This is a genomic window from Bradyrhizobium sp. AS23.2 (assembly GCF_001908185.1).
Classification (GTDB): Bacteria; Pseudomonadota; Alphaproteobacteria; order Rhizobiales; family Xanthobacteraceae; genus Bradyrhizobium.
This window is the reverse complement of sequence record NZ_LGHM01000107.1, coordinates 1-23,629: the sequence shown is the minus strand read 5'-3', so window position 1 is coordinate 23,629 and position 23,629 is coordinate 1. Positions and strand designations below refer to the sequence as shown.

Here is a 23,629-nt window from a genome sequence, read left to right as displayed (position 1 = left end):
CGCCGACACCATTTGTTAACCACGAGGACCCCTAATCCATCTCGATATTTCCCAAGAATTGTTCGAGCATTCGCCGTCGAGCGCTGGTTCTGATCATGCCCCCCTCTCCCGACCGGCCGCTCCGCATCCTGCACGCCGTGCGCGCTCCCGTGGGCGGCATCTTCCGCCACATCCTCGACCTCGCCAACGGCCAAGTCGATCGCGGCCATCATGTCGGCATCCTCGCCGACAGCCTCACCGGCGGCGAGCGCGCGGACAAGGCGCTGGCCGAGCTCGCACCACGACTGATGCTCGGCGTGCACCGGCTTGCGATCCGCCGCGAACCGTCACCTGATGATCTCCTGGTGTGGCTGCGCATGCGGCGCCTGATCGCCACGCTCAAGCCCGATGTGATGCACGGCCACGGGGCCAAGGCCGGCGCCTTCGTTCGCATGCGGCGGCGGTCCGACGACGCCATCCGCATCTACACGCCGCATGGCGGCTCGCTGCACTATCCCCTCAACACCTTCAAGGGCGAGTTTTACGCGCGGCTCGAACGCACGCTGATGGACTCGACCGACCTGTTCCTGTTCGAGAGCGCTTTTGCCCGTGACACCTATCAGCGCATCGTCGGCACGCCCCAGGGCGTGGTGCATTGCGTCTTCAATGGCGTGACGCCGGAAGAGTTCGAGCCGGTCGTCATCGCCGATGACGCCACTGACCTCGCCTATGTCGGCGAGTTCAGGCACATCAAGGGCGCCGATCTCTTGGTCGACGCGGTCGCGCGCCTGCACGAGGGCGGCAAGAAGGTTACGCTCACGCTCGGTGGCGACGGCGAGGAAACGGCGGCACTGAAGGCGCAAGTCGAGAAGCTCGGCCTCTCCAGCGCGATCCACTTCGTCGGCCACGTCAAGGCGCGCTACGGCTTCTCCAAGGGGCGGCTCCTGGTCGTGCCCTCGCGCGGCGATTCCATGCCCTATGTCGTGATCGAGGCGGGCGCGGCCGGTGTTCCCATGATCGCGGCCCGCGTCGGCGGCATCCCCGAGATTTTTGGCAGGGAGAGCCTGGCCCTGTTCGCGGCCAGCAACGCCGAAGCGATGGCCGAGGCGATTGCGACCGCCCTCGACGATCCGCGAGCGACCGCGCAGCGCGCGGCTTCCTTGCGCGAGCGCATCTCCGCGCATTTCTCGCAGCAGGCGATGGTCGACGGCGTGCTCGCGGGATACCGCGATGCATTCACCAATCATTAACCATTCTTAAGGCCGCTTTAGAAAATCTTCCGATTTGTTCGATAATCGAAGTGCCAGGGGATGCTCGCCCGGGCGCAAGGCCGCGCCGCGGGTTTTTGGAATGGACGTGGACGCCCGTGGAACCGCTCAACGCACGCTCGATGCTCGATGTCGCGACCAGCGCCGCGGCCGGGCCGGCTGACCAACCCTTTGTGGAACGCCGCCGCCGACTCTCGCCCGCGGCGCTCGAAGTCGTCAACCAGAAGGTCGCCCGCGCTTATTCCCCGATCGTGATCGCCGGTATCGTGCGCGCAGCCGACTTCGTGCTGCTGAGCCTCGTCGGCATCGCGCTCTATGCCGGTTATGTCATGCCGCTTTCCGGCTTCAGCTGGGCCTATCCTGCGCAGATCATCGCCGTCGCGGTCGCTGCCGTGGTCTGCTTCCAGGCCGCCGACATCTATCAGGTGCAACTGTTCCGCGGGCAGCTGCGGCAGATGACGCGGATGATCTCGTCCTGGTCGTTCGTCTTCCTGCTGTTCATCGGCGCCACCTTCTTCGCCAAGTTCGGCAGCGAAATGTCGCGGCTGTGGCTTGCCGCCTTCTACTTCCTCGGACTCGCCGCGCTCATCTCCGGGCGTCTGGTTCTGCGCTCGCTGGTGCGCGCCTGGGCGCGCCAGGGCCGGCTCGACCGCCGCACCATCATCGTCGGCTCCGACAGCAACGGCGAGCAACTGGTCGAGGCGCTGAAGGAGCAGGAGGATTCCGACATCCACGTGCTCGGCGTGTTCGACGACCGCAACGACGGCCGCGCGCTCGATACCTGCGCCGGCGCACGCAAGCTCGGCAAGGTCGACGACATCGTCGAGTTCGCCCGCCGCACCCGCGTCGACCTCGTGCTGTTCGCGCTGCCGATCTCGGCCGAGACGCGCATCCTGGGGATGCTGAAGAAGCTCTGGGTGCTGCCGGTCGACATCCGCCTCTCCGCCCACACCAACAAGCTGCGCTTCCGTCCCCGCTCCTATTCCTATATCGGCGAGGTGCCGACGCTGGACGTGTTCGAGGCGCCGATCACCGACTGGGATCTGGTGATGAAATGGCTGTTCGATCGCGTCGTCGGCAGCCTCGCGCTGCTCGCAGCCCTCCCTGTGATGGGACTGGTGGCGCTGGCAGTGAAGCTCGACAGCCCCGGCCCCGTGCTGTTCCGCCAGAAGCGCTTCGGCTTCAACAACGAGCGTATCGACGTCTACAAATTCCGCTCGATGTACCACCACCAGGCCGATCCGACGGCCTCGAAGGTCGTGACCAAGAACGATCCGCGCGTCACCCGCGTCGGCCGCTTCATCCGCAAGACCAGCCTCGACGAGCTACCGCAGCTCTTCAACGTGGTCTTCTCCGGCAACCTCTCCCTTGTCGGTCCGCGTCCGCATGCGGTGCAGGGCAAGCTGCAGAGCCGCCTGTTCGACGAAGCCGTCGACGGCTATTTCGCCCGCCACCGCGTCAAGCCCGGCATCACCGGCTGGGCCCAGATCAACGGCTGGCGCGGCGAGATCGACAATGAGGAGAAGATCCAGAAGCGCGTCGAGTTCGACCTCTACTACATCGAGAACTGGTCGGTGCTGTTCGACCTCGTCATTCTCCTGAAGACACCGGTCTCGCTGCTGACCAAGAACGAGAACGCGTATTGAGTTGTTTGCGCCAGAAACGCGCTGTCATCGCCCGGCTTGACCGGGCGATCCAGTAATCACCGGCAGCGGAAACTGCCACGAACGGCTCGGAGTACTGGATGCCCCGCCTACGCGGGGCATGACTGCGGAAATATTGTGTACGACTTGCGTAAGCGTGTGAGCGTGTGATGGCGACAGCCGGGGAGTTGAATGCAGCGGTTCGCGCTGCGCCCGGCGTGCTGGCGCTCCAGCGTGCGCTTGTGTGGCTGGTCGGCGCCTCGGGCGCGATCGTCTTCATCGAGCCGAGCCCGTACGAGATCGTGACGCTGCTGGCCACCGTCACGTTCTTCGCCACCGGCCTGCGCTTGCGGCTCGTGCTGATGCCGCTGCTGCTGATGCTGGTCCTGCTCAATGTCGGCTACACGATCAGCGCGATCCCGCTGTTCGAGCAGTCCGAGGTGGTGAGCTGGATCGCGACCTCCTGGTACATGGCGGTGACCGTGGTGTTCTTCGCCATGGTCACGTCGGAGGACACCGCGGCCCGGCTCGACATGCTGCGCCGCGGGCTCATGGTCGGCGCGATGATCGCCTCGCTGTCGGCGGTCGCCGGCTACTTTCACCTGATTCCCGGCGGCGACGACCTCCTCACGCTCTACGGACGCGCGCGCGGCACCTTCAAGGACCCGAACGTGCTCGGGGCCTTCCTGATCCTGCCGGCGCTGTTTGCACTCCAGAGCGTGGTCTCGGACAAGCTCGCCAAGGCGTTTCGCAACGTCATCGCCTTCGGCATCATGTCACTCGCAATCCTGCTCGCCTTCTCCCGCGCGGCCTGGGGCGGGCTGGTGCTGACCTCCGCCTTCATGCTGGCGCTGATGGTGCTGACCAGCCGCACCAACGCGCAGCGCTCGCGCATCATCGTCATGACGATCGTCGCTGCGGTGCTCGGGCTGGCGCTGATCGCGGTGCTCCTGTCGTTCGATTCCATCGCCGAGATGTTCAAGCAGCGCGCCAGCTTCGACCAGAGCTACGACGAGGGCCGCTTCGGCCGCTTCGGCCGGCACATCCTGGGTGCGGAGATGGCGCTCGACCTGCCCTTCGGCATCGGCCCCCTGCAATTCCATCGCTACTTCCCCGAGGACACCCACAACTCCTATCTGAACGCCTTCATGTCCGGCGGCTGGCTCTCCGGTGTCTGCTATCCGGCGCTGGTTTTCACCACGGTGATCATGGGTTTCAGGCACATCTTCGTCCGTGTGCCCTGGCAGCGTGCTTATCTCGCGATCTTCTCCGCCTTCGTCGGCACGGTCGGCGAGAATTTTGTGATCGACACCGACCACTGGCGGCACTTCTGGATGATGCTTGGCGCGATGTGGGGCATGATCGCGGCCGCGCAGGTCTACAAGATCAAGGCCGGCGACGAAGCTTCAGCTTGAGATCGGGACGCTTTTCCGGCGGTGTGTCGAGCAGGCCCTTCAGCGCTTCAGTCGCCGCAAGCACGCCCTTGTAGCCCTCCGTCGCGAAGCGCAGCAGCAGACGCAGTTCCTCGTCGGAATAGCCGCCAAAAACCTTCTCCATCGCCTGCTGCATCGGCACGTAGAGCCGGCCGATCTTCATGGCCGCCTCCGGCACCACAGCGATGAAGACCTTGCGGCGGTCTTTCTCATCCCGCTCGCGGCGCACCAGCCCGGCCTTCTCGAGCCGGTCGACCACGCCAGTGATGGCACCGGTCGTCAGCCCCGTAACCTCGGCGAGCCGGCCCGCGGTGACGCGGCCTTCGAGATACAGGATGTCCATGCATTCGAGGTCGGAATTGGCAATTCCCGCCACGTTCGCAACGGTTTGGCCGTAGAGAACGCCCTGCGCGGACGACCGCCGCATCGCCTCTTCCAGTTCCTCCAACAACGCCGCGCGCGCCTTCGTCCTTGACAAGGCTGACCTCATATCTTAGTCGATATATATCTTAATCACTAAGAGATTTAGTGACCGTAATTTCTCCTAGCACTACGGAAACGTCGGGAGCAAGCCATGTCCAACCGTCCCCGCAAGGCCCTGATCATCGGCGCCGGCATCGCCGGGCCCGTCACCGCGATCCTGCTGCGCCGCGCCGGCATCGAATCCGCGATCTACGAGGCCTGGCCCTATTCGAAAGGCATCGGCGGCGGCCTCCAGATCGCGCCGAACGGCATGCATGTCATGGACGAGATGGGACTTGCCGGCGAGTTGATCAGTCGCGGCTCGGTCGCGGAGTCCTTCGATTTCTATTCGCAGAGCGGACAGCGGCTTGGCTCTATCAACCGCGACATGGAGCGGCGGTTCGGCCAGCCCGCAGTCAATGTCTGCCGTGCCACGCTGAACGAGATCCTCGTCGACAAGGCCTGGTGCGCTTGCGTCTCGCTCTATTTCGAGAAGCGCCTGATTAAGATCGAGGACCGCGGCGACCAGCCGATCATCGCCTATTTCGCCGACGGCACCACGGCTGAGGGCGACTTCCTGATCGGCGCGGACGGTGTGCATTCGGTGGTGCGCCGCCAGGTGGTGCCGGACGGACCGCAACCGTTCAACACCGGCCTGATCGGCTTCGGTGGCTTCGTGCCGCACGCCATGCTCAACGGCAGGCCAATCGGCCGGCACGTCGAGACCACGTTCGGCCAGAGCGGCTTCTTCGGCTACGGCTATTGCAGCCCCGATCCGAGCGACGGCGTGATGTGGTGGAGCACGCAGCCCGCGCACGGCATGGACGCAGCGATGTTCCGCGCGCTCGATCAGACGACGCTGAAGCAGCATCTGCGCGGCTTCCACCACGGCTGGCACGATCCGATCCCTGCCATCATCGAGGCGGCCGAGAACATCGTGGTCACCGACACGCTCGACGTCGCGACCTTGCCGACCTGGTCGCGCAAGCGCTCGCTGCTGATCGGCGATGCCGCGCATGCGACCAGTCCCCATGCCGGCCAGGGGGCCTCGCTCGCGCTGGAAGATGCGATGCGGCTCGGCCGGCTGATGCAGCAGGGCCAGGAGCTCAGCGCGACATTCCAGGCATTCGAGGCCGAGCGACGTCCGCGCACGGAGAAGATCGTGGCGATGGCGCGCCGCAACGGCAACAGCAAGCGCGAATTCAGCGCCACCGGCGCCTGGATGCGCAATCAGATGCTGAAATGGATGCTGCCGCTGGGATCGAAGAGCATGGAGTTCATGTACGCGTACGACGCGCGGGCGGCGTAAGCACACACTGCCGTAGGGTGGGCAAAGGCGCAATGCGCCGTGCCCACCATCTCTCTGCATTTTCGCTTCGTAAGTGGTGGGCACGCTTCGCTTTGCCCACCCTACGATACCGAGCTAGCCTTCCACCCCGAACGTCAGCCCGGCGCGATCGATCAGTCGCTTGATCAGCCTGTGCCGCATCGCTGCGCCCGGCGTCCAGAGCCCGGCCGGGACATCCGGCGTGTCGCGCAACAGGCAGATCGCGCACTCAGAAATGATCTTCGCGGTTGATGCATAGCCTGGATCGAGATCGCCTTTGACCGCCGCGCGAACCTGACGGCCATCAGGCGCGATCGCAACATAGAGCAGGTCGTAATGACCGTTGTCGCGCTCCTCCTTTGACGGTCCCTCGCCGGGCTTGAGCGCATCGGGACCAGTCTTTTCGCTATTGGCGGCCATGACGCGCTTCGCGTTGGCCTGCCCTTCCTCCCCTGCCCCCGTCAGCACCATCTCGTCGTAGACGAAATTCCTGCCATACGGGAATCCCATCAGCAAGTTGGAGCGGTGGACATTTCGCGTGTTCAGCGCCGCCATCGCGAACGGGGCGGCCCAGGATTGCAGGTCCTCCTCGAAAATGGGCTTGTTGCCGCGCGGCTGTATTGGCCCTTCGAATCCCGGTGTGAAGGCAAATGGGTCCTTGAGGATCGACACCAGGCTGAGATCCTGCGCAACAGCTTCGAAGGTCACCCTTGCGCTTGCCGAGGTGCCCCCGGAAAACTTCCAGCTAATGTCACGCACGCGCCCCTTGACGCGCGGTGCCGGCGCTCCGAACGTACGCCGGGCTTCCTCCTGAACGAAGAACGCACCGAGTTCGAACGGCACTGAATCAAAGCCGCAGGAGAACATGATGCGCGCGCCGCTCGCCTTGGCTGCCGTCTCATACCTGTCGATCATCTGCTTCAGCCAGATCGGCTCACCGCAGAGGTCCATGTAGTCGGTGCCCGACGCGACGCAGGCGGCAAGCAGATCAGACCCATAGAGCTGGTATGGACCGACAGTGGTGATGATCAGCTTCGCCTGATCGACCATCGCGCGCAACGACACAGGGTCGGCGGCGTCCGCAACGATGAGCGGCGCGTCCGCGGGGGCGCCAATCGCATCGCGAACGGAGGCGAGCTTGTCTCTGCTGCGCCCGGCCATCGCCCATGTCGGCGCGCCGTCACCGACGTAATGCGCGGCGAGATACTCGGCGACGAGCTGGCCGGTGTATCCCGTCGCGCCGTAGACAACGATGTCGAACTTCGCGGACACGGATCACACTTCCTGCACGACCGTGGACTTTACGACTCCACCCCGAACGTCAGCCCCGCGTGGTCCTGCAGCCGCTTGATCAGCTTATGCTGCATCGCCGCGCCCGGCGTCCAGAAGCCGGCCGGAACGTCCGTCGCGTCACGCAGCAAGCAGACCGCGCATTCGGAGATCATCTTCGAGGTCGAGCCGTAGCCGGGATCGCGGTCGCCGGTGACGCCGGCGCGGACCATGCGGCCGTCGGGCGCGATCGCGACGTAGAGCAGGTCGAAGCGGCCGTTCTCCCGCTCTTCCTTCGACGGCCCCTCACCCGGCTTCGGCGCGTTCGGGCCGGTCTTCTCGGCGTTGGCGGCCATCACGCGCTTCGCGTTGGCCTCGCCCTTCTCGCCGGGACCGGTCAGGACCATCTCGTCGTAGACGAACTCGCGGCCGTAGGGAAAGCCCATCAGCATGTTGGAGCGATGGACGTTGCGGGTGTTGATCAGCGCCATCATGAAGGGCGCGGCCCAGGATTGTAAATCCTCCTCGAGGATCGACCTGTTGCCCTTCGGCTGCTTCGGACCTGTGAAGCCTGGCGTCAGTGCGAACGGATCGTTCAGGATCGCGATGAGGCTGATATCCTTTGCGACCGCATCGAACGTCGCCTTCGCACTCGCCGCGGTGCCGCCCGAGAGCGTGCCGCGCATGTCGCGCACGCGGCCCTTCACACGCTCGGCCGGCGCGCCGAACACACGCCTGGCTTCTTCCTGCACGAAGAACGCACCGAGCTCGAACGGCACGGAATCGAAGCCGCACGAAAAGACGATGCGCGCGCCGCTCTCCTTGGCCGCCGCCTCGTACTTGTCGATCATCTGTCGCATCCAGATCGGCTCGCCGCAGAGATCGAAATAATCCGTGCCGGTGGCGACGCAGGCCGCGAGCAGTTGCTCGCCGTAAAGCTGATACGGACCGACCGTCGTGATGACCGACATCGTCCGCTCCGCCATTGCCTTCAGCGAGGCCGCATCGGACGCGTCGGCCACGATCAGCGGCGTGTCCGCCGGCGCACCGATCGCGTCGCGCACGGCCTTCAGCTTGTCGAGGCTGCGACCCGCCATCGCCCATTTCAGCGTCTTGTCGCCTTTGTAGTGCGCCGCCAGATATTCGGCGACGAGCTGGCCGGTGAAACCGGTCGCACCGTAGACGACGATGTCGAATTTCGCAGAGCTCATGATCGACCTTTATTTCTTTGCGTAACTCACGCCCATGCCGGCGCGGACATCGCTTTGAATACCATAGGGCGGGATTGGATAGCGCAGGCCGTTCTTCGCCAGCGCCTTCATGCCCTCAATCGCCTTGGCGAGATGTTCCGGCTTCAGCGCCATCAGCATCTCCTCGTCCGGCACGCCGCCATAGCGCCGTTCGGCATAGCATGGCAAGGACAGGCTGGGCTCGCCGGTCTTGAGCGCCCGCCCCCAGGAATCCGCGCAGGCGGTCTCGCCCACCACGCTCCATTCGAATTTCTTGTAGCCGGTATATTGCAGCCCGTTGATCAGGATGATCATCTGTCCCGGCGTCGCATAGACGAGGCAGATGTCGGGCGGATCGAGCCGGCCGCTCGCGAGCGGGCTGACCGCGAGCGCCTGATACTGCCCGAACGGAACCACGTCGAGCGCCTCCTGACGTTTGCGCGCGTCTTCGGCGGTGCCATGCCAGACCCCGACATAGTTTTCGCCGGCGAGCCACTTTTCATCCTGCGGCGCGAGGCCGATCACCGCGCGGCACTGCGCGCCCACGAGATCGTCGCCGGTAATGCCGACGGTCCATCCGAGCCGCGAGGCCATGCTGACGATCTGGTCGGTGGTGTGGACCGCATTCGGCCGCCGGATCTTCGGGATCGCCTCCATGTCCGCAGCGCGCGCGAACAACTTCATGCCGATCACCGTCGTCTTCAGCCGCAACAGGCTGTTGAGATCGGCAACGAGGCCGGCAAGATCGATCCTCTCGGCAGTCTGCTGTGGCATGGCGTCCTCCGGACCGGCGATCGTGCGCCGGTGCTGCGTTCTTGTTTTGCGGCTCTCGTTCTAGTCCTTGGCCGGTCCCGGAAGCAACTCGCCGGTCCGTCCCATGACACGATACGTCAAAAGACCGATCCATTCGCGCACGGCAACGTCGGTCCTGCCGAGCCCGTCTGCGCCATAGTTGGTGAAGGAGAAAACATCGTCACGCCCGCCCATCCGCCAGTCTACGGGATAGGCCTCGACGTTGAAGCCGGCCTTGCGAAATATCCCCATCGAGCGCGGCATGTGGAAGGCCGACGTGACCAGGAGCCACCGTTCGCCTGGTTTCGGCGCGACCAGCTGCTTCGTGAAGATCGCATTCTCCCAGGTGTTGCGGGAGTCGCGTTCGAGGATCAGCCGCTCCTTCGGTATGCCGATGCTTTCCAGGATCGGTGCGGAGTAGTCCGCTTCCCGGGCTTCGGTCGAGACCATGTTCGCAGTTCCGCCGGTGAAGACAATACGCGCATTGGGATAGCGGCGCGCGAGCTCGGCCGGCGCCAGCAGGCGATCGGCCGCGTGCGAAACCACTGGCGTGCGGTGCGCCGCCGACAGATCGGTGTCGACGGAGCCACCAAGCACAATGATGCCGTCGGGCGCCCCGCGCGACGGATCCCACGGCGGAAAGCGCGATTCCAAGGGATAAAGCAGAAGATTGCCGAGCGGCGAGAACGCGGCGAGCGCCAGCAGGACCAGCGTGGTCACGGCAAGCTTGCGGCCGAGCGCGGCGAAGCGCGTCGCCATCAGCACCAGTGACAGGATTCCGAGCTCGACCAGGAGATTGATCGGCAGAAGCGCGGCGCCAAGGGTCTTGGAAAGAACGAAATACAGGGGAGCCTCGCTGGAATGATCCTGGCACGTCTTGGCACGCACGGGCTTGACCGGCCCGACCATCTTCAGAAATCTTCTTGAAAGAGGATCGATTGCCCGGTCAAGCCCGGGAATGACAAGATCTCATGACGAGTTCTGATGAAACCGATTGGACGCGGCAAATGACCCATCACCACCTGCATTCAAGTCCCGAAACCTGCCATTGGGGCTTCTTCGAAGCCGCGCTCAAACCCGTCCTCACCATCGCGAGCGGCGATGAGGTGACGGTCGATACCATCAGCGGCGGCCCGGACATGCTGCCCGACCGCAGCAAGTTTCACATTCCGCCGGAGATGTTCGAGGTTCATGCCAAAAATGAGCGCATGCTGCCGGGTCACATCCTCACCGGCCCCATCGCGGTCGAGGGTGCCGAACCCGGCGACGTGCTCGCGGTCGAGATCCTCGATGTCCAGCTCCGCCAGGACTGGGGCTGGAACATGATCAAGCCGCTGTCCGGCACCCTGCCCGACGATTTCCACGAGACGCGAATCCTCAACATCCCGCTGGACCGGACGCGGATGGTCGGCCGCATGCCATGGGGCCTCGACCTGCCCCTCAAGCCGTTCTTCGGCGTCATGGGCGTGTCGCCGCCGCCGGCCTGGGGCCGCATCTCCTCGCTGATCCCGCGCGCCATGGGCGGCAATCTCGACAACAAGGAGCTCGGTGCGGGTGCGACACTGTATCTGCCGGTGTTCGTTCCGGGCGCGCTGTTCTCCTGCGGCGACGGCCATGGCGTACAGGGCGACGGCGAGGTCTGCGTTACCGCGATCGAGACCGCGCTCCGGGGCCGCTTTCGCCTGACGCTGCGCAAGGACCTGCGGTTCGACTATCCCCGCGCCGAGACGGCGACGCACTACATGACCATGGCGATGGACCCCGACCTCGACCAGTGCGCGGTGCGCGCACTGCGCGACATGATCGTGCTGCTCGGCGAGACGCGAAACCTGTCGCGCGAAGACGCCTACACGCTGTGCAGCCTGGCGGCTGATTTGCGGGTGACGCAGACCGTCAACGGCTCCAAGGGCATCCATTGCATGATCGAAAAGGCGATCGTGCACGGCTGAGCCGACCCGGCCTCCCTGACCTGTCAACGCGACGCCGCCACTCGGTATCCCGCGCGGCGCGCTGTATCGCGTCCAATTTCGCAAGCGATTCCAATGGGCTGAACCGAGACGTCAGCTTGGATTTGACTCTCACCCCTGAACCTAAATAGAGTCTTAATCGTTACTTTTATGTACCCGAGTAAGAGGCTAGCGTTCGGGCCATGGCCACCGAAAAAGCCGAGACTGACCGCATTCCCGTAACCTTGGCGCTCTCGACCATCACCTATCTGGAAAAACTGGTGAGACAGGGCACCCACGGCACCAGCGTTCCCGGCGTCGCGCGGACATTGATCGAGGAAGGCATCCGTCTCGCCATCAAGGACGGGCTTCTGTCGATTCGCGACAATGGGAGGACGTGAGCGCGCGCCGAACGTGAGGCGGACGGATCTCGCAGGCGGATGGCCGACATCTGCAACCTGGGACCGTTACAATGCCTGTTCTCTCACCGACCTGGACCAACGAACGAATTGAACTTCTGAAGCGGTACTTCGAGGCCGGCCTCTCCTGCCGCGAGATCGCCGCCGACATCGGCGTGAGCCGCAACGCCGTGATCGGCAAGCTGTCCCGACTGAATCTCACACGCGGCGGGTCGAGCGACGAGCGCAAGCTGGAGCGGAGCTTCGCGCCGGCGCGCGCGCGGAGAGCCGTGCCGCGGCTGCAGTATGAGATGCTTGCCACGATCTATGGCGAGACCGAAGGGCCTGCGGTCACGGCGCCGATCGACGATGCCAACCGCTGCTCGTTGCTGGAGCTTGGCGAGAACCGCTGCCGCTGGCCGATCTCGACGCCGGGTGCGGAGGATTTCTGCTTCTGCGGCAACACCGCGCCCGACGGCCATTCCTATTGCGCCGGCCACAGCCGCCTCGCCTACCGGCCGAACTCGCGCACCCGTGTGATGCGCGGCTGAAACAGCGCCCCCAAATGAAAAACCTCCGGCGGGGCATCACCGGAGGTTTCTGGAGGCTTAGCATGAAGCTAAGAGCCGTGACTTTCGTAATCGGCTGAACACCATATAGCTGATCAACTCAGGTAAGTAAATAAGTTTGAAGGCGATCGAATCGCATAGCTCGTCTTCGTTGCCTGCACAGGCCGCCGGCCGGATTTTCCGAAAGCCGCTCTCTAAAAAAAAGCCCCGGCGGTGTTCCGCCGGGGCTTCATCAGATCCGAAGACCTTAGGCTTACCAGTTGCGCTGGGCGCGCAGCAGAAGGCTGTAGGTGTCCTGGTCCTTCAGCTCGTAGGTGGCCGCCGGCTTGGCGACGCTCGTCAGCGCTCCGGTCGTGATCACGCCCGAATACTTCTGGTCGAGGTGGCTGTAGGTGAAGTCAGCCGAGAAGGTCAGGTTCTTCACCGGCGTCCAGCGGGTGATGACACCCACCTGGCCGATGTTGAAGTCCGGGTTGCAGGTGCCGGTCAGGGTCGCGAACGCGGCGCTGCCGCAGATCAGGCTCTTCGCCGTGCCGCTGTAGTTGACCGCAGCCCACGCACCGTAGAGCGCCGTGTTCCAGAACGGGCTCCAGTTGTGGGTGTAGGCGCCGCGGAAGCCGTAGGTCTTGGTCAGCTCGAGCTGGCCGTTGGGGCCGAACACCGCATCAGACACGCCGGCAAAGCCGATGCTCTGATAGGCGGCGTTCGAGCTGCCGAACATCGAGTAGCTGGTCGCGGCCAGCTCCTGGAAGTTGTAGCGGCTCGCGCCCTCGGTGTAGACGCCCGACACGTTGATCGTGTCGCCGGCGCCGGTCGGGATGTTCTTGATCTGCAGAGCGAGCTGAACGGCCCAGCCCCACTTGTTTTCCGGATGCCCCGTCGCCTCGGTCGCCCCATAGTAGGCAACCTGGTTGTCGTGCGCGGCAACCGACGCCTGGAACAGGCCCCAGGCCTGGTCGACGCGGACCATGCCGACGAGGTCAGGAGACCGGGTGCCGCCGAGACTGTTCGAGCCGTAGGCACCACCAAGGACGCCGGTGGTGGACATGCCGGCGGTGTTCCAGATGCTGGTCTGGAAGACCTGCGTCTGGTCCTGCGCCGAGAACGCGGCCGTCACGCCCTGGCCGAAATCGGCCGTGTAAGTGAACTGGGCAACGCCGTTGGTGCTGCCGCTGCCGCCGACCAGCTGGTCGAAGTTGTTGCCGGGATAGTTGACCCACGGCGCGTCGAACTGCGACACGGCCTTACCCATGGTGAAGCCGGCAAACTGGATGAAGGCATAGTAGACGCCGAGCGCACCGCCCGAGATGCCGCCGTCCGTGGCGTTGACCGCACCGCCGCTCGAACCGACGAGGCCGTTGCCGGCAGCGTTGAGACCGAGCGTGCCGCTGTACTGGGTCCCGCCCGAGCCCGAACCGGTGCCGACATAGTTGCCGGTCGTCCAGGTGAAGACCGCGTCGAAGTAGGTGCGGACCACGCCGTACTCGGTGGCGGTGCGCGTGTCGATGTTGAGATCTTCACGAGCGCGCATCGAGTAGTAGTTCGTCAGGCGGTTGTTGGCCGCGAAGACGTTGTTGTACTGGGCGCTGTAGTTGCCGCCGGCGTTGAGCGCGACTTCAGCACGCAGATAACCGCCGAGCTTGATGCAGGTGTCAGTGCCCGGGATGTAGTAGAAACCCGCACCGTAGAGCGTGCAGATCTTCACGTACTCGACCGCCTTGGCCTTGACCGGAAGATCGGCAGCCTGCGCTCCACCCACGGCGATCAGACCCGCCGCAGTGCCGAGCAAAAGGCCCTTCACCACTTTCATTTAAAACCTCCAAGTTGCTCACTTTACGGAGACCGGACCGTGAGGCCCCCCCAAGATCCCCGTCTCTTCAAATTCCGCTCAGCCGCTTCGCGCTTTCGGACACACCCGCCTGAGACGCGAGGGACGTGAGCGAACCACCTGCAACGGGACGATCGAGTACCCCCCGCCGTCACGGATCAATATGCCTGTGACATTCCATTAATCAAAATAGTTTATTGGCTCAGCTTACTGGTTTCACTAAACCTGTGCCCGGAGCGCAACACTTCACCTGAGTCAGTTGGCTGACTTGCTAATATTTGTAGTTTTAGTGACACAATTACCCTGCTCTGCACTTGCATCAGAGCAGACTTGCGTGGACTATGGCCCTCCACGGTACCGGCCTAGAAGAATCAGATCACGGGAGTGACGCTGTGTCCGCGACGAGGAAACAAGGAGCGCGCCTCCGCTCCGTCGGCAATCTGGATATCATCAGGCGTTTCACCTGGGAGATATCGTCGATCAACATGTATCTGGAGGAGCTGCGTCAGTTCTGGGCGAGGACGCTGGGCATCAGCGGTCCGCAATGGCTGATCCTGATGGCGATCTCCGACCTCGACAAGGAGGACGGCGTCCCCGTCAACGTGGTCTCCAAGCTGCTCCACGTCGATCCCTCGTTCGTCACCACCCAGTCCAAGCTCCTTGAGAAGAAGGGCCTGCTCCGCCGGCGCCCCTCGCCGACCGATGCCCGGGTGGTCCGGCTTTCGCTGGTCGAAAAGACCCAGAAGCACATCGCGAGCCTCAACGAGCAGTACAAGACGATCCGCGAATTCGTCTTCCAGGAGTTCGACGAGAACGAGCTCACCGAATTCACTGCCAAGCTCGCGACGCTGAAGACGCGGCTCGAAAAGGCCTGCGTCAGGATATCCCTCGACTTCTGAGGCGAGCGCCCGCGCTCAGATCCGCCGGCCGGCGGCGCCGAGCCGCGATTCAAGCCAGTCGAAGATATATTCGTTGGCAAGGCTCGGATTGTCCGCATGGGCCTGCGCCGCGCCGGTCTCCGCCGCGGCGAACACCTTCAGCACGATGTCCGAGCCGCCGAGCCGGGACTTCTGCACGATCTGGCGCACCCGGTCGGCCTTGAGCCAGCCGTCCTCGCCGAGCGTGATCAACACCGGACAGTCGACGCTGCTGGCCATCAGCGGCGAATGCGGCACCGGGACGATGCTGAGGTCGCTCATCGCGAACCGGCTGGCGAAGAAGGACCGTTCGTGCAGGTCCCACAAGCCGCCGTCGCAGACGGCCGCGGCGAGCCGCGGCTCCTGCAACACCGCGCGCGCCACGAAAGAGGAGCCCCACCCGTCGGCCACGATCGCGACGCGATCGAAATCGACGTCGCTGCGCGCCTCCAGGTAGTCCATGACACTGGCAATCGAGCTCTCGAGGTCACGGCGCTGCAGGAGCATGTCGGCGTAATCGTCGCGCCGGTCGCCAAGCAGGTCCAGCGCAAGCATCGAGAATCCGCGTTCGCGCGCATGCGGCGCGAGCTTGAACAAGAACTCTTCCTTGCGATGCCCGGCTCGCCGATGCAGATCACGGTCGGCGCCCGTCCGTTCGCCGACGACGCAGGCAGGAAGTAACCCTGCAACGAATGGCCTTCGACCCACGGTATGGTCACGACCTCGCCCGCCGGCCTACGCGCCGCGACGAAGCGGCGGGCGCATTCCTGCATCGCGAGCACCGCAACCCAGCGGCGCTCGTCGGCCTGATCGAGCGGCATCGCGGCCGCGCCGTAGTAATTCATCGCACGCAGCCAGTTGCGCTGCGCGGTGGCCAGATGGCCCTCCGCGAATGCAGCCTCGGCACGCTGCCGGTTGGCTTGCGCGAGCTTCTTCCATTCGCGATGCCAGGATTGCTCGTCATCCCGCTCGAGCCGCCGCGCGATCATCAGGCATTCCGCGATCGTGGCGCCGCCCTCCTGGGCCGCGGCAAGCAACCGCGTGAATTCAGCGGAGATGTCCTCTCTCTCCGGGCAAAGGGTCCAGTCGTCGGAGAGGCATGCGGGTATCATCGGAAACTACGTTCTAGATCGCCTTACCCTCAATGACTAAACCATTTTAGTTTCCTGACCAAGCTGCCGCGCACTGAATGAGTCCCGTTCGAGATCACCATCGCTTGAACGCATGGATCATGTCGCATGCGTGACATTCCGTTTTGTCATGAGAGGACGACCGCGCGCAAAAGAGGCAGTGAATATCGCCAACGCAACTCTTGCCATGACGATCATCATACCTATATCCGCGCGCGTTCGTTGACAGTCTCAGCCAAGCCGCCAGCCAACCTCCTGGGTAAAGCTTTCGTAGAAGGCCCTGTCATAAGCCTGCTCGGGTGTCGCGCGTACGCGCTCGTCAAGACGTCTTGCGTCCTCGCCCACAAGAATGCGCCAGCGCTCTGCTTTCACCCCGTCGAGGATGATCTTCGCGGCTTGCGCAGCCGTCGTCGGCGCATCCTCGAGGAAGCTGCGGGCGCGCTCGGCGAACACCGCCTGGATGTCCTCGTCCGACATTTTGTCAGCATCTGGCACGCCGGCCCCAACCATACGCTTGCGGGTCAGTGCGACCTCGTCGGCGTTGAGTCGGTCTGATCCGTCACTGCTCTGCACCTTGCGCGAGTTGGAGACGATCGAGGTGCCGATGTGGCCGGGCATCACCACCGAGCATTTGACGTGCGGCGCGTGCAGGCGGAGGTCGTTGATCAACGCTTCGGTAAATCCCTTCACCGCGAACTTGGCCGAGCTATAGGCGGTGTGCGCCTGATTCATGCCGATCGAGGCCCAGAAGCCGTTGACGCTCGCGGTGTTGATGATGTGGGCCTCGTCCGCCGCCACCAGCATCGGCAGGAAGGTGCGCACGCCGAGATAGACGCCGCCCCAGCAGATGTTGAAGGTGCGCTCCCACTGCTCGCGCGTGTTGGTGAACAGGCTGCCGCCGCCGCCGATGCCGGCGTTGTTGAACAGAAGATGGATCCTGTCGGTCTTCTGCTGCTCGGCGAGCTCGTCGCGAAAACGCTTCAGGTGATCCTCAATCGAGACATCGGCGACATGCGTCGTGACGCGCAGGCCCTGCGGCAGCTTCTCGACCTCGCAAAGCCGCTTGGTCTCGGCCAGCGCGGCTTCCGAGACGTCGCACGTCGCCACGTTACAGCCCTCGGCAACGAGCTGCCGCGCGAGCTCGCGCCCCATCCCGGTGCCGCCGCCGGTGATGACGGCGATCTTTCCTGCAAAATCTTTCATGGGACTTTCGGCCCCTCCCCTTGTCGGTATGTTTCTTCGTCACTGCGCCGCTCACGGCGGCGCGAGCAAAATGTAGCAGCGCCGCACCCGCAGGTAAAAGCGGATCGGCGCTGCCATCTTCGGCATCAGTTATTTCGGGGCGCGGACTATTCGACCGCTTCCTGTTGCCCGTTCAACGCACCGAGCGCCTCCAGTGCCTTGCGGGTCGCGGCCTGCTGCGCGGGCGAGGCTTCCGGCATCGGCGCACGCGGATATGTCCTGGGCAGGCCCTGGAGCGTTTGTGCATAGCGGGTGCAGGCCGGCAGATTGTCGGCGATGATCGCGTTCCACAGCGTCAGCAGCTTCTTGTGCAGGTCGAGCGCGCGCGGATGATCATTGGCCTTCACGGCATCCCAAAGCGCGACCGAAGCATGCGGCGCCGCGGTCAGGATCGCGGCGATCGAGCCATGGGCCCCCAACGTATAGGACGGATACATCAGCGCATCGACCGCGCTGTAGATCAGCTTGTCCGGCGCCATCATCATGAGATCGGCAAACAGCTTGAGATCGCCCGCGCTCTGCTTGACGCCGACGACCAGCGGCACCTCGGTCATGATCCGCGTCAACAGCGCCGGCGACAGATAGGACCACGGCACGACGTTGTAGATGATGATGGGCATGCCGGTCTCGTCCGCCATGGCGCGGAAATGCGCCACCATCGCCTCGTCGTCCGGCTTGAACAGATAATGCACCGACGTGACCTGAAGCGCGGCGACATTCATGTCGCGCACCAGTTTGCCGCGGCGGATCGCATCGCGCGTGGAGTCGACGATGATGCCGGCGATCACGGGAATGCGCCCCTTCACCGCCTCCACCGTCGCGGCCATCAGGTCGCGATATTCCTCGTGGTCGAGCGTGTGCCCCTCGCCGGTCGAGCCGCCGGCCGCGACGCCATGCGCGCCGGCGCCGATCATCCAGTCGACCTGGGGCGCCACGAGTTCGTAGTCGATTTCGCCGTCTTTCCGGAACGGCGTCGTCATCGGCGGGATCACGCCGGTCGGTCGCACTTTCATGATCTGCCCTCGCGTTTCCACAAGCCTTGTGGCGGCCCCGCTCTTTTGGCGAGTATCCGCGTCAGCAAGCCTACCGGCCGCACACGGCTTGTGAAGCGCTGGCGACGCGGCGCTGCCCTCACAATCGATCATTCCTGCGATCGTTTCGGCAGGATTCCCCGTATTTGTCCGGCTTCGGTGTAGGGGGAATTTTTTTTACAATCCGAATCGCCAAATCGAGCTGGACGGTGGGTCGGGTCGCCGCGGCCGGCGTGTCGTTTCCGACACAGGCTGTGGCACTCCACTTGCATCCTCCTCGTGGCCGGAAACTACCGATGAGGTGACAGGATGTTCGTAACCGTCGTAGCCGTGCTCTGCCGGCTCGGTGCCGCTGCTTCAGGCAGCTGCGTCGAGGAAATCGTGACCGACAGCAACATGACGCCCGAGATTTCGATGATGCAGTGCGCGGTCGGCGCACAGGCACCGCTTGCGAAATGGATGGGTGAGCATCCGATCTATCACGCCAACTGGCGCCTCGAGCGCTACAAATGCGTGCCGGGTCACTACGAGATCAAGGGCCGCGCCTAAGGCCCCGCAAAACTACCCGAGGAAACGCCCCGGAGGCCGCCTTTTCCCTCCGTGTGGACCCAACCAGCGCCAGACCCCATCGAGGCGGCGCGTTCTGTGACAGCAATCACGCCTTCCGCAAGATCATCGCACGCGCCTTGCGCCCTTCCGGCGTCGGCATCAGCGCGTAATTGTGCGGCTGGTCACGCAAGAGAGGCAACTCGACCGGCACGCCCACCGCCCTCGCTGATATGAAAGTCGCCGCCGTGATCAATCGTCACAACGATGTGATCATAGGACGGTCCGCGCCGCGCTCACTGAGGTCGCCGACATGTCGATCGAGAAGGCGGTGCGCCGCCACACGGTCGCGATCGAGGCGCACCGCATCGACCCGAAACTGCACCGCGTCCTTGCCGAGCAGATCCCGCGCACCGGGCAGCTCGCCGACGTCGAAGCCTTCAACCGCGAGGTTCACGTTCTCGTGCGCGCCTATCTCGAAAGCCGCCGCAAGGACATGCGCAAGATCGATCTTGATATAGCAACCTTCATCTGCGCGTGATCGAGGCCGTCGCGCACAACACGGTGCTGAACCAGGCGGAGATGCTGCCGGAGAAGATGGTGAGGACGCTGGTCGATTAAACGACGCGGATGGTGGTGGGATATTTGCGGCCAGCTTTCGTTGTTCGGTAAAAGCTCGATGCTGGACATCGTTCCATGACGCGACCAGATCGAAAGTAACCCCCACCAGCAAAATGACCTCAAGCCGAATTTCGACAAGCTGCGTCGGACTGCAACCGCAAGGACGACGCGCCGCCTTATTACAGATTTGTCGCACATCAAGAACGCGTGCGTGAGCCTGTTGGAGGGGTTGAACCAGACGCAAGAGCCCCATTTATCGGGGCAGCGGCGGAATGCCCGAGAAAGTTAGTCGATGCTGTCACCCGAATGGAAAGGAATAACCGTCGCTGCGGCGGTAGCGTTCCTCTCAATATCCCTCTTGGCGGTCGACGCGGCCGTGGACCTAAGCGCGAGCGGGTTCACCAAACGCCTGGAGCGCGCAGAGGCTTCCATCGTTGACGCGATGGGGCAGCATCAACTCGCCTTCGCCGTTCGGGCGTGGGCCCGTGGCAAGAATCTTCCGGAGCAGCAGTGCCCACACAGCACGTGCTAACCGACCCGCCGCTGGCGCCGGCTCATTCCGAAAACAGGAGATCGCTTGCCGATACGCGAGGAGCTCGGTTCTGAGAGCCAAAAGCGGGGGTCTCTCAGGCCGCGATTGCAGCGATCAACGGATTGACCCCGATGATGTTCGTGACCCGGCCGGGGTCGTTCATCACCGATGGATTCTATGCGCGCGCAATCTGATCAGCGATCGTGACCGCTGCAGCCGGCTTCTTTTCTCTAGATTGGTGGTATGCGACCAATCGAGTCTGTCGCCGCCCGTTAGAACGGACGGCGCCCAAAAAACGTAAACCAAACTGTAAACTGCGGGATTTGGAGAAAGGGGGCCTATTTTCTAAGCCCTCTTCTTCTTTGATAGTTTTGGTCGGAGCGAGAGGATTTGAACCTCCGACCCCTAGTCTCCCAGACTAGTCTGGCACTCCCTCACCTGCCCTCCGATACCCTCAGAAGCCCTAGCGCCGCGGCGAAAACCGCCCGTGCGCTCACCTCGTGTCGTCCTTTGCCTGCTGTGATTGGCATCGCGGTGCTTCCCCTGTGCTTCCCGGAGGGCAAATGAGCGGTCAAACCATCACGAAGAGCCTGGTCGACGGCCTCGACAAGCAGGTATCGGAGTACACCGTTTGGGACGCTAAGCTCCCGGGCTTCGGGGTGAGGGTCCGGCCCACAGGCGCCAAGTCATTTGTCATCGTCTACCGGGCGGGAACCGGCCGCACGGCACCGGTTCGGCGCTACACCGTGGCCGCCGTCGGTAAGCTGGCGCCAGAGGCCGCCCGCACTCAAGCCAAGATCCTGCTGGGTAACATCGCCAATGGCGCCGACCCGGCCGCTGAGAAGCGGGCGAACCGCCCCAAACGAGACCAACTGACGTTCGACGCCTTTGCAGACAGATACATAGCTGAGTACGTGATCGGGACCGGAGGCAAAGAAGTCGTCCAGGCGTTCAATGCGACGGGGAAGTGGCCGGCGGAGATTCCGAACGCCAACAAGAAGAGCTGGAAAAACGACGTCCAATACCTCAAGCGCCCTCGCGAGGAATGGGGCCGCCTGCTGGCAGCATCTATTACCGACGACGACGTGGCTGATCTCCTCGATTTGATCGCCGACGACGCGCCGGTCAGCGCCAACCGAACCCAATCGATCCTCCACAAGATGTTCAAATGGGGAATGCAGCCCGGCCGGAAGTACGTGCCATCGAATCCGCTGGCGGGACTTGAGCGCCGCGGCGGCAAGGAGAAGAAGCGCGACCGCGTCCTGACGAACGACGAGATCCGGATCCTTTGGTGGGGCCTCGACCTCCCCGACTGCCCGGTCGAACGCCCCGTTGCGCTTGCAATCAGGTTCATCCTGGCCACTATGGTCCGCCCCTACCAGGCAGCCGGCGCCAAGACTACCGAATTAACCTGCCTTGGTACCGCTGACGCACTCTACGACATGCCACCCGGTCGCGTGAAAAAGGACCGAGCAGTACTCGTCCCCCTCTCCGATCTTGCCCAAGAGATCGTCAGGGAAGCGACCGCACGCGAAAGGCCCGGCATCGGTCACAACAATCCGCCTGAGCCAATCGACGACGCGCCTCCGGAAGTCCTGTTCCCGAGTAAATTCAGCGTGGGTGATGTTGCGATCGCGCGCGCATCGGTCAGCCAAGCGTTGAACGGCAAGAAGAAGGGCAACAAGAAGGGTAAGAACATCTCCGACCGCGCCGGCATCCGCGAATTTCTGGGACTGGCACACTTCACCGCGCACGATCTGCGACGCACTGCCGCGACGATCGCGCGTCGCGGGGGCGCTCCGCGGCCAGACGTCAAGGCGCTGCTCGATCACGTCAACGGCGACGTGACTGCGGTATACGACAAATACGACATGCTCCCCGAAAAGCGATCAGTCACCAAGATTCTGGAGACCGAGCTCCGCAAGATAATCGGAGATCAACCGGCGTCGGCCTCGAGCCCAATGTTCTCCGGAGACAATGTCGTACCGATAGCCGACGGCGAGCGAAGAATTGTGGCTTTGTGAATCGCTAAAATCGACAAACCCACAAATGCAAGGGGAGACGGCACCTGATGGTGTGGGCTAGCATCTGATCTAGTTGGCCGGCGCTAGCGGCTTCTTGTGGGGCCACCCGCTCGCCTCGGAACGGAGACGGATCAAATGCAGCAATTTCTCGACACCAAGGAAGCCGCCAAACACGTTCGCCTATCGACTGCGACTCTCGAGCGCTTGCGCGTGCGGGGCGGCGGGCCTGCCTACATCACTCCTATTCCCAGTCGCGTGCTTTATGACGTAACGGATCTCGACGCGTGGATGTGGAGTCGGCGCCGGAAATCGACCTCGGAAATTGAAGCGGCATAGCCGCTAACAACTTCGCCGGCCACGCATTCCCCGAACACCAGACAATGAGGGCCACGATAGCCACGTCCCCGTCGGGCGCCAAAAAGAATGGCCCCGCCGACTGCCAGGTCGAACGGGGCCAGAAATCGAAACCAAGAGATGGATATCACAAACTCCCTTACGAAACAACGAACTCCCCTTGCCAACCTGAAGCCGAAACTCGACATCGCGCTCGGTCTTGCCGAGCTGGGTTTCGACGTATTCCCACTATCGCCCAATCGGAAGACACCGGTCTTCGAGGATAGTTGGAAGGATCTCGCGACCCACGATACAGATCGCGTAAGGAAGCTGTGGGCCGGCGGCTATCGCGTTTGCAACGTTGGCCTGCGTACTGGCCTTCCCTTCTTGAACGGTTTGCCTTGCCGGCAGCCTTCGGGCGGCCCGTTTTGCACTCCAGGACCGCGGGTGCGCGCCATCTGCGCGTCGGTGTGCATCCAGTGACAGGAACCTTGGGGACCGCGGGCAGTTGATCAGCAGTCCCCGACAAGCGGAGTTATTCCCATGCGCGAGAAGCGCAGGCTGGCGGCGCCAGCAGCGTCCGTCCGCACCACCAAGGCATCGATTGCCCCCCTGAAGACCGGTTATGCCTTGATCGTCGACGGTCATGTCAAGGCGACCTTCACGGCGAAAGCGAGCGCCCTGGAAGCTGGCACACAGCTGAAGAACCGATCCCCTCGGCTTCAGGTCAAGATCTACGACGCCGAAACCAAGCTCAGCGAGATTGTTGAGATCGCCCGCGCTTGACGTGCCGATCGGCGGCCCGTTTGGAGTTGGCACGATGAGCGCCTCGAGCACGGGCGACAAACGAGCCATGAGCATCTTGCGCGAATTGCAAGAGGCCGAGAAAGAGTTGGTCGGCAAGGCCGTCGTTTTGACTGACGGCAAGGCTGGCACAATCGATGGCGTCTTCCTCGATGATGAGCATGGGCTCCGCATCTCGATCGCGGGGCATGAGGGTCGATGGCCGATCTCGACGGTGAAGCAAATCGAAAGCTGATCGCCCACGGCCTTGCAGCCTCTATCGATGACGGGAGGGTCGCCGGGCCGAATTAGGCGTGGTGCCGAGCG

Annotated in this window: 23 protein-coding genes and 1 pseudogene; 15 read left to right on the top strand and 9 right to left on the bottom strand. The window is 63.5% G+C overall.

Annotated features, from left to right (window positions below; genetic code table 11):
* Window positions 1–95 precede the first annotated feature (95 nt).
* The 3 genes from AC630_RS22285 (at window position 96) to AC630_RS22275 (ending at window position 4,305) form a co-directional block, all read left to right on the top strand.
* Window positions 96–1,229, top strand: a complete 1,134-nt coding sequence (locus AC630_RS22285) for a glycosyltransferase family 4 protein (RefSeq protein WP_074120597.1) — start codon at window positions 96–98, stop codon at window positions 1,227–1,229.
* 116 nt (window positions 1,230–1,345) lie between these two features.
* Window positions 1,346–2,893 (top strand): undecaprenyl-phosphate glucose phosphotransferase, encoded by a 1,548-nt coding sequence (locus tag AC630_RS22280; RefSeq protein ID WP_074120596.1) that lies wholly within the window; start codon window positions 1,346–1,348, stop codon window positions 2,891–2,893.
* 167 nt (window positions 2,894–3,060) lie between these two features.
* Window positions 3,061–4,305, top strand: a complete 1,245-nt coding sequence (locus tag AC630_RS22275; RefSeq protein WP_074120595.1) for an O-antigen ligase family protein — start codon at window positions 3,061–3,063, stop codon at window positions 4,303–4,305.
* Here AC630_RS22275 and AC630_RS22270 read toward each other — a convergent pair.
* On the bottom strand, window positions 4,277–4,750 hold the full coding sequence (locus AC630_RS22270; RefSeq protein WP_074120621.1) for a MarR family transcriptional regulator: 474 nt from the start codon (window positions 4,748–4,750) through the stop codon (window positions 4,277–4,279). The two genes, AC630_RS22275 and AC630_RS22270, sit on opposite strands and share 29 nt — an antisense overlap.
* A gap of 147 nt (window positions 4,751–4,897) precedes the next feature.
* On the opposite strand from AC630_RS22270, the gene AC630_RS22265 reads away from it, so the two are divergent.
* Window positions 4,898–6,094 carry an FAD-dependent monooxygenase gene (locus AC630_RS22265; RefSeq protein ID WP_074120594.1) on the top strand — a complete coding sequence of 399 codons (1,197 nt, stop codon included), beginning with the start codon at window positions 4,898–4,900 and terminating at the stop codon, window positions 6,092–6,094.
* 114 nt (window positions 6,095–6,208) lie between these two features.
* Here AC630_RS22265 and AC630_RS22260 read toward each other — a convergent pair whose 3' ends face one another.
* The 4 genes from AC630_RS22260 to AC630_RS22245 are packed head-to-tail and all read right to left on the bottom strand — an operon-like array spanning window position 6,209 to window position 10,248.
* A complete protein-coding gene (locus tag AC630_RS22260; protein WP_074120593.1) occupies window positions 6,209–7,384 on the bottom strand; it encodes a saccharopine dehydrogenase family protein in 1,176 nt (391 codons plus the stop codon).
* A 29-nt stretch (window positions 7,385–7,413) separates the two neighbouring features.
* Window positions 7,414–8,592 carry a saccharopine dehydrogenase family protein gene (locus tag AC630_RS22255; protein WP_074120592.1) on the bottom strand — a complete coding sequence of 393 codons (1,179 nt, stop codon included), beginning with the start codon at window positions 8,590–8,592 and terminating at the stop codon, window positions 7,414–7,416.
* Window positions 8,593–8,601: 9 nt separating this feature from the next.
* Window positions 8,602–9,384 (bottom strand): DUF169 domain-containing protein, encoded by a 783-nt coding sequence (locus AC630_RS22250; protein ID WP_074120591.1) that lies wholly within the window; start codon window positions 9,382–9,384, stop codon window positions 8,602–8,604.
* 60 nt (window positions 9,385–9,444) lie between these two features.
* The gene (locus AC630_RS22245) at window positions 9,445–10,248 is read right to left on the bottom strand and encodes a YdcF family protein (RefSeq protein WP_074120620.1); all 804 of its coding nucleotides are present in this window, start codon (window positions 10,246–10,248) and stop codon (window positions 9,445–9,447) included.
* Between the two features lie 161 nt (window positions 10,249–10,409).
* Between AC630_RS22245 and AC630_RS22240 the strand changes: the two genes are divergently transcribed.
* The 3 genes from AC630_RS22240 to AC630_RS22230 all read left to right on the top strand — a co-directional run bounded on the left by AC630_RS22240 (window position 10,410) and on the right by AC630_RS22230 (window position 12,297).
* On the top strand, window positions 10,410–11,351 hold the full coding sequence (locus AC630_RS22240; RefSeq protein WP_074120590.1) for an acetamidase/formamidase family protein: 942 nt from the start codon (window positions 10,410–10,412) through the stop codon (window positions 11,349–11,351).
* Between the two features lie 200 nt (window positions 11,352–11,551).
* Window positions 11,552–11,749, top strand: coding sequence for a hypothetical protein (locus tag AC630_RS22235; RefSeq protein WP_007603456.1), 198 nt, complete (start codon window positions 11,552–11,554; stop codon window positions 11,747–11,749).
* A 71-nt stretch (window positions 11,750–11,820) separates the two neighbouring features.
* On the top strand, window positions 11,821–12,297 hold the full coding sequence (locus AC630_RS22230; protein ID WP_074120589.1) for a GcrA family cell cycle regulator: 477 nt from the start codon (window positions 11,821–11,823) through the stop codon (window positions 12,295–12,297).
* Window positions 12,298–12,568: 271 nt separating this feature from the next.
* Here AC630_RS22230 and AC630_RS22225 read toward each other — a convergent pair whose 3' ends face one another.
* The gene (locus tag AC630_RS22225; protein ID WP_074120588.1) at window positions 12,569–14,125 is read right to left on the bottom strand and encodes a porin; all 1,557 of its coding nucleotides are present in this window, start codon (window positions 14,123–14,125) and stop codon (window positions 12,569–12,571) included.
* A gap of 410 nt (window positions 14,126–14,535) precedes the next feature.
* On the opposite strand from AC630_RS22225, the gene AC630_RS22220 reads away from it, so the two are divergent.
* Window positions 14,536–15,042, top strand: a complete 507-nt coding sequence (locus AC630_RS22220) for a MarR family winged helix-turn-helix transcriptional regulator (protein WP_074120587.1) — start codon at window positions 14,536–14,538, stop codon at window positions 15,040–15,042.
* A 15-nt stretch (window positions 15,043–15,057) separates the two neighbouring features.
* Here AC630_RS22220 and AC630_RS22215 read toward each other — a convergent pair.
* The 3 genes and pseudogenes from AC630_RS22215 to AC630_RS22205 all read right to left on the bottom strand — a co-directional run bounded on the left by AC630_RS22215 (window position 15,058) and on the right by AC630_RS22205 (window position 18,445).
* A pseudogene (locus AC630_RS22215) lies at window positions 15,058–16,172 on the bottom strand (alpha/beta hydrolase family protein).
* Between the two features lie 249 nt (window positions 16,173–16,421).
* Entirely contained in the window at window positions 16,422–17,393 is a 972-nt protein-coding gene (locus tag AC630_RS22210; RefSeq protein WP_074120586.1) for an SDR family NAD(P)-dependent oxidoreductase, read from the bottom strand.
* Window positions 17,394–17,539: 146 nt separating this feature from the next.
* The gene (locus AC630_RS22205; protein WP_074120585.1) at window positions 17,540–18,445 is read right to left on the bottom strand and encodes a dihydrodipicolinate synthase family protein; all 906 of its coding nucleotides are present in this window, start codon (window positions 18,443–18,445) and stop codon (window positions 17,540–17,542) included.
* 327 nt (window positions 18,446–18,772) lie between these two features.
* Between AC630_RS22205 and AC630_RS22200 the strand changes: the two genes are divergently transcribed.
* The 7 genes from AC630_RS22200 to AC630_RS22160 all read left to right on the top strand — a co-directional run bounded on the left by AC630_RS22200 (window position 18,773) and on the right by AC630_RS22160 (window position 23,558).
* Window positions 18,773–19,012, top strand: a complete 240-nt coding sequence (locus AC630_RS22200) for a hypothetical protein (protein WP_074120584.1) — start codon at window positions 18,773–18,775, stop codon at window positions 19,010–19,012.
* 310 nt (window positions 19,013–19,322) lie between these two features.
* Entirely contained in the window at window positions 19,323–19,550 is a 228-nt protein-coding gene (locus AC630_RS47155; RefSeq protein ID WP_245330487.1) for a hypothetical protein, read from the top strand.
* A 1,175-nt stretch (window positions 19,551–20,725) separates the two neighbouring features.
* Window positions 20,726–22,186, top strand: a complete 1,461-nt coding sequence (locus tag AC630_RS22180) for a tyrosine-type recombinase/integrase (RefSeq protein ID WP_074120582.1) — start codon at window positions 20,726–20,728, stop codon at window positions 22,184–22,186.
* Between the two features lie 135 nt (window positions 22,187–22,321).
* A complete protein-coding gene (locus AC630_RS22175) occupies window positions 22,322–22,522 on the top strand; it encodes a helix-turn-helix domain-containing protein (RefSeq protein ID WP_074120619.1) in 201 nt (66 codons plus the stop codon).
* A 138-nt stretch (window positions 22,523–22,660) separates the two neighbouring features.
* Window positions 22,661–23,002 carry a bifunctional DNA primase/polymerase gene (locus tag AC630_RS22170; RefSeq protein WP_074120581.1) on the top strand — a complete coding sequence of 114 codons (342 nt, stop codon included), beginning with the start codon at window positions 22,661–22,663 and terminating at the stop codon, window positions 23,000–23,002.
* A 60-nt stretch (window positions 23,003–23,062) separates the two neighbouring features.
* Window positions 23,063–23,305, top strand: coding sequence for a hypothetical protein (locus tag AC630_RS22165; protein WP_245330486.1), 243 nt, complete (start codon window positions 23,063–23,065; stop codon window positions 23,303–23,305).
* Window positions 23,306–23,372: 67 nt separating this feature from the next.
* Window positions 23,373–23,558: a PRC-barrel domain containing protein gene (locus AC630_RS22160; RefSeq protein ID WP_245330485.1), complete on the top strand. Its 186-nt coding sequence runs from the start codon at window positions 23,373–23,375 to the stop codon at window positions 23,556–23,558.
* Window positions 23,559–23,629: the final 71 nt, after the last annotated feature.

What these genes read in the sequence shown, in the direction of transcription:
- AC630_RS22250 (WP_074120591.1), bottom strand. Translation starts at nt 9,384, where the DNA reads ATGCCACAGCAGACTGCCGAGAGGATCGATCTTGCCGGCCTCGTTGCC.
- AC630_RS22210 (WP_074120586.1), bottom strand. Translation starts at nt 17,393, where the DNA reads ATGAAAGATTTTGCAGGAAAGATCGCCGTCATCACCGGCGGCGGCACC.
- AC630_RS22255 (WP_074120592.1), bottom strand. Translation starts at nt 8,592, where the DNA reads ATGAGCTCTGCGAAATTCGACATCGTCGTCTACGGTGCGACCGGTTTC.
- AC630_RS22175 (WP_074120619.1), top strand. Translation starts at nt 22,322, where the DNA reads ATGCAGCAATTTCTCGACACCAAGGAAGCCGCCAAACACGTTCGCCTA.
- AC630_RS22170 (WP_074120581.1), top strand. Translation starts at nt 22,661, where the DNA reads ATGGATATCACAAACTCCCTTACGAAACAACGAACTCCCCTTGCCAAC.
- AC630_RS22165 (WP_245330486.1), top strand. Translation starts at nt 23,063, where the DNA reads ATGCGCGAGAAGCGCAGGCTGGCGGCGCCAGCAGCGTCCGTCCGCACC.
- AC630_RS22270 (WP_074120621.1), bottom strand. Translation starts at nt 4,750, where the DNA reads ATGCGGCGGTCGTCCGCGCAGGGCGTTCTCTACGGCCAAACCGTTGCG.
- AC630_RS22205 (WP_074120585.1), bottom strand. Translation starts at nt 18,445, where the DNA reads ATGAAAGTGCGACCGACCGGCGTGATCCCGCCGATGACGACGCCGTTC.
- AC630_RS22180 (WP_074120582.1), top strand. Translation starts at nt 20,726, where the DNA reads ATGAGCGGTCAAACCATCACGAAGAGCCTGGTCGACGGCCTCGACAAG.
- AC630_RS22230 (WP_074120589.1), top strand. Translation starts at nt 11,821, where the DNA reads ATGCCTGTTCTCTCACCGACCTGGACCAACGAACGAATTGAACTTCTG.
- AC630_RS47155 (WP_245330487.1), top strand. Translation starts at nt 19,323, where the DNA reads ATGTCGATCGAGAAGGCGGTGCGCCGCCACACGGTCGCGATCGAGGCG.
- AC630_RS22285 (WP_074120597.1), top strand. Translation starts at nt 96, where the DNA reads ATGCCCCCCTCTCCCGACCGGCCGCTCCGCATCCTGCACGCCGTGCGC.
- AC630_RS22235 (WP_007603456.1), top strand. Translation starts at nt 11,552, where the DNA reads ATGGCCACCGAAAAAGCCGAGACTGACCGCATTCCCGTAACCTTGGCG.
- AC630_RS22200 (WP_074120584.1), top strand. Translation starts at nt 18,773, where the DNA reads ATGTTCGTAACCGTCGTAGCCGTGCTCTGCCGGCTCGGTGCCGCTGCT.
- AC630_RS22275 (WP_074120595.1), top strand. Translation starts at nt 3,061, where the DNA reads ATGGCGACAGCCGGGGAGTTGAATGCAGCGGTTCGCGCTGCGCCCGGC.
- AC630_RS22265 (WP_074120594.1), top strand. Translation starts at nt 4,898, where the DNA reads ATGTCCAACCGTCCCCGCAAGGCCCTGATCATCGGCGCCGGCATCGCC.
- AC630_RS22160 (WP_245330485.1), top strand. Translation starts at nt 23,373, where the DNA reads ATGAGCATCTTGCGCGAATTGCAAGAGGCCGAGAAAGAGTTGGTCGGC.
- AC630_RS22225 (WP_074120588.1), bottom strand. Translation starts at nt 14,125, where the DNA reads ATGAAAGTGGTGAAGGGCCTTTTGCTCGGCACTGCGGCGGGTCTGATC.
- AC630_RS22240 (WP_074120590.1), top strand. Translation starts at nt 10,410, where the DNA reads ATGACCCATCACCACCTGCATTCAAGTCCCGAAACCTGCCATTGGGGC.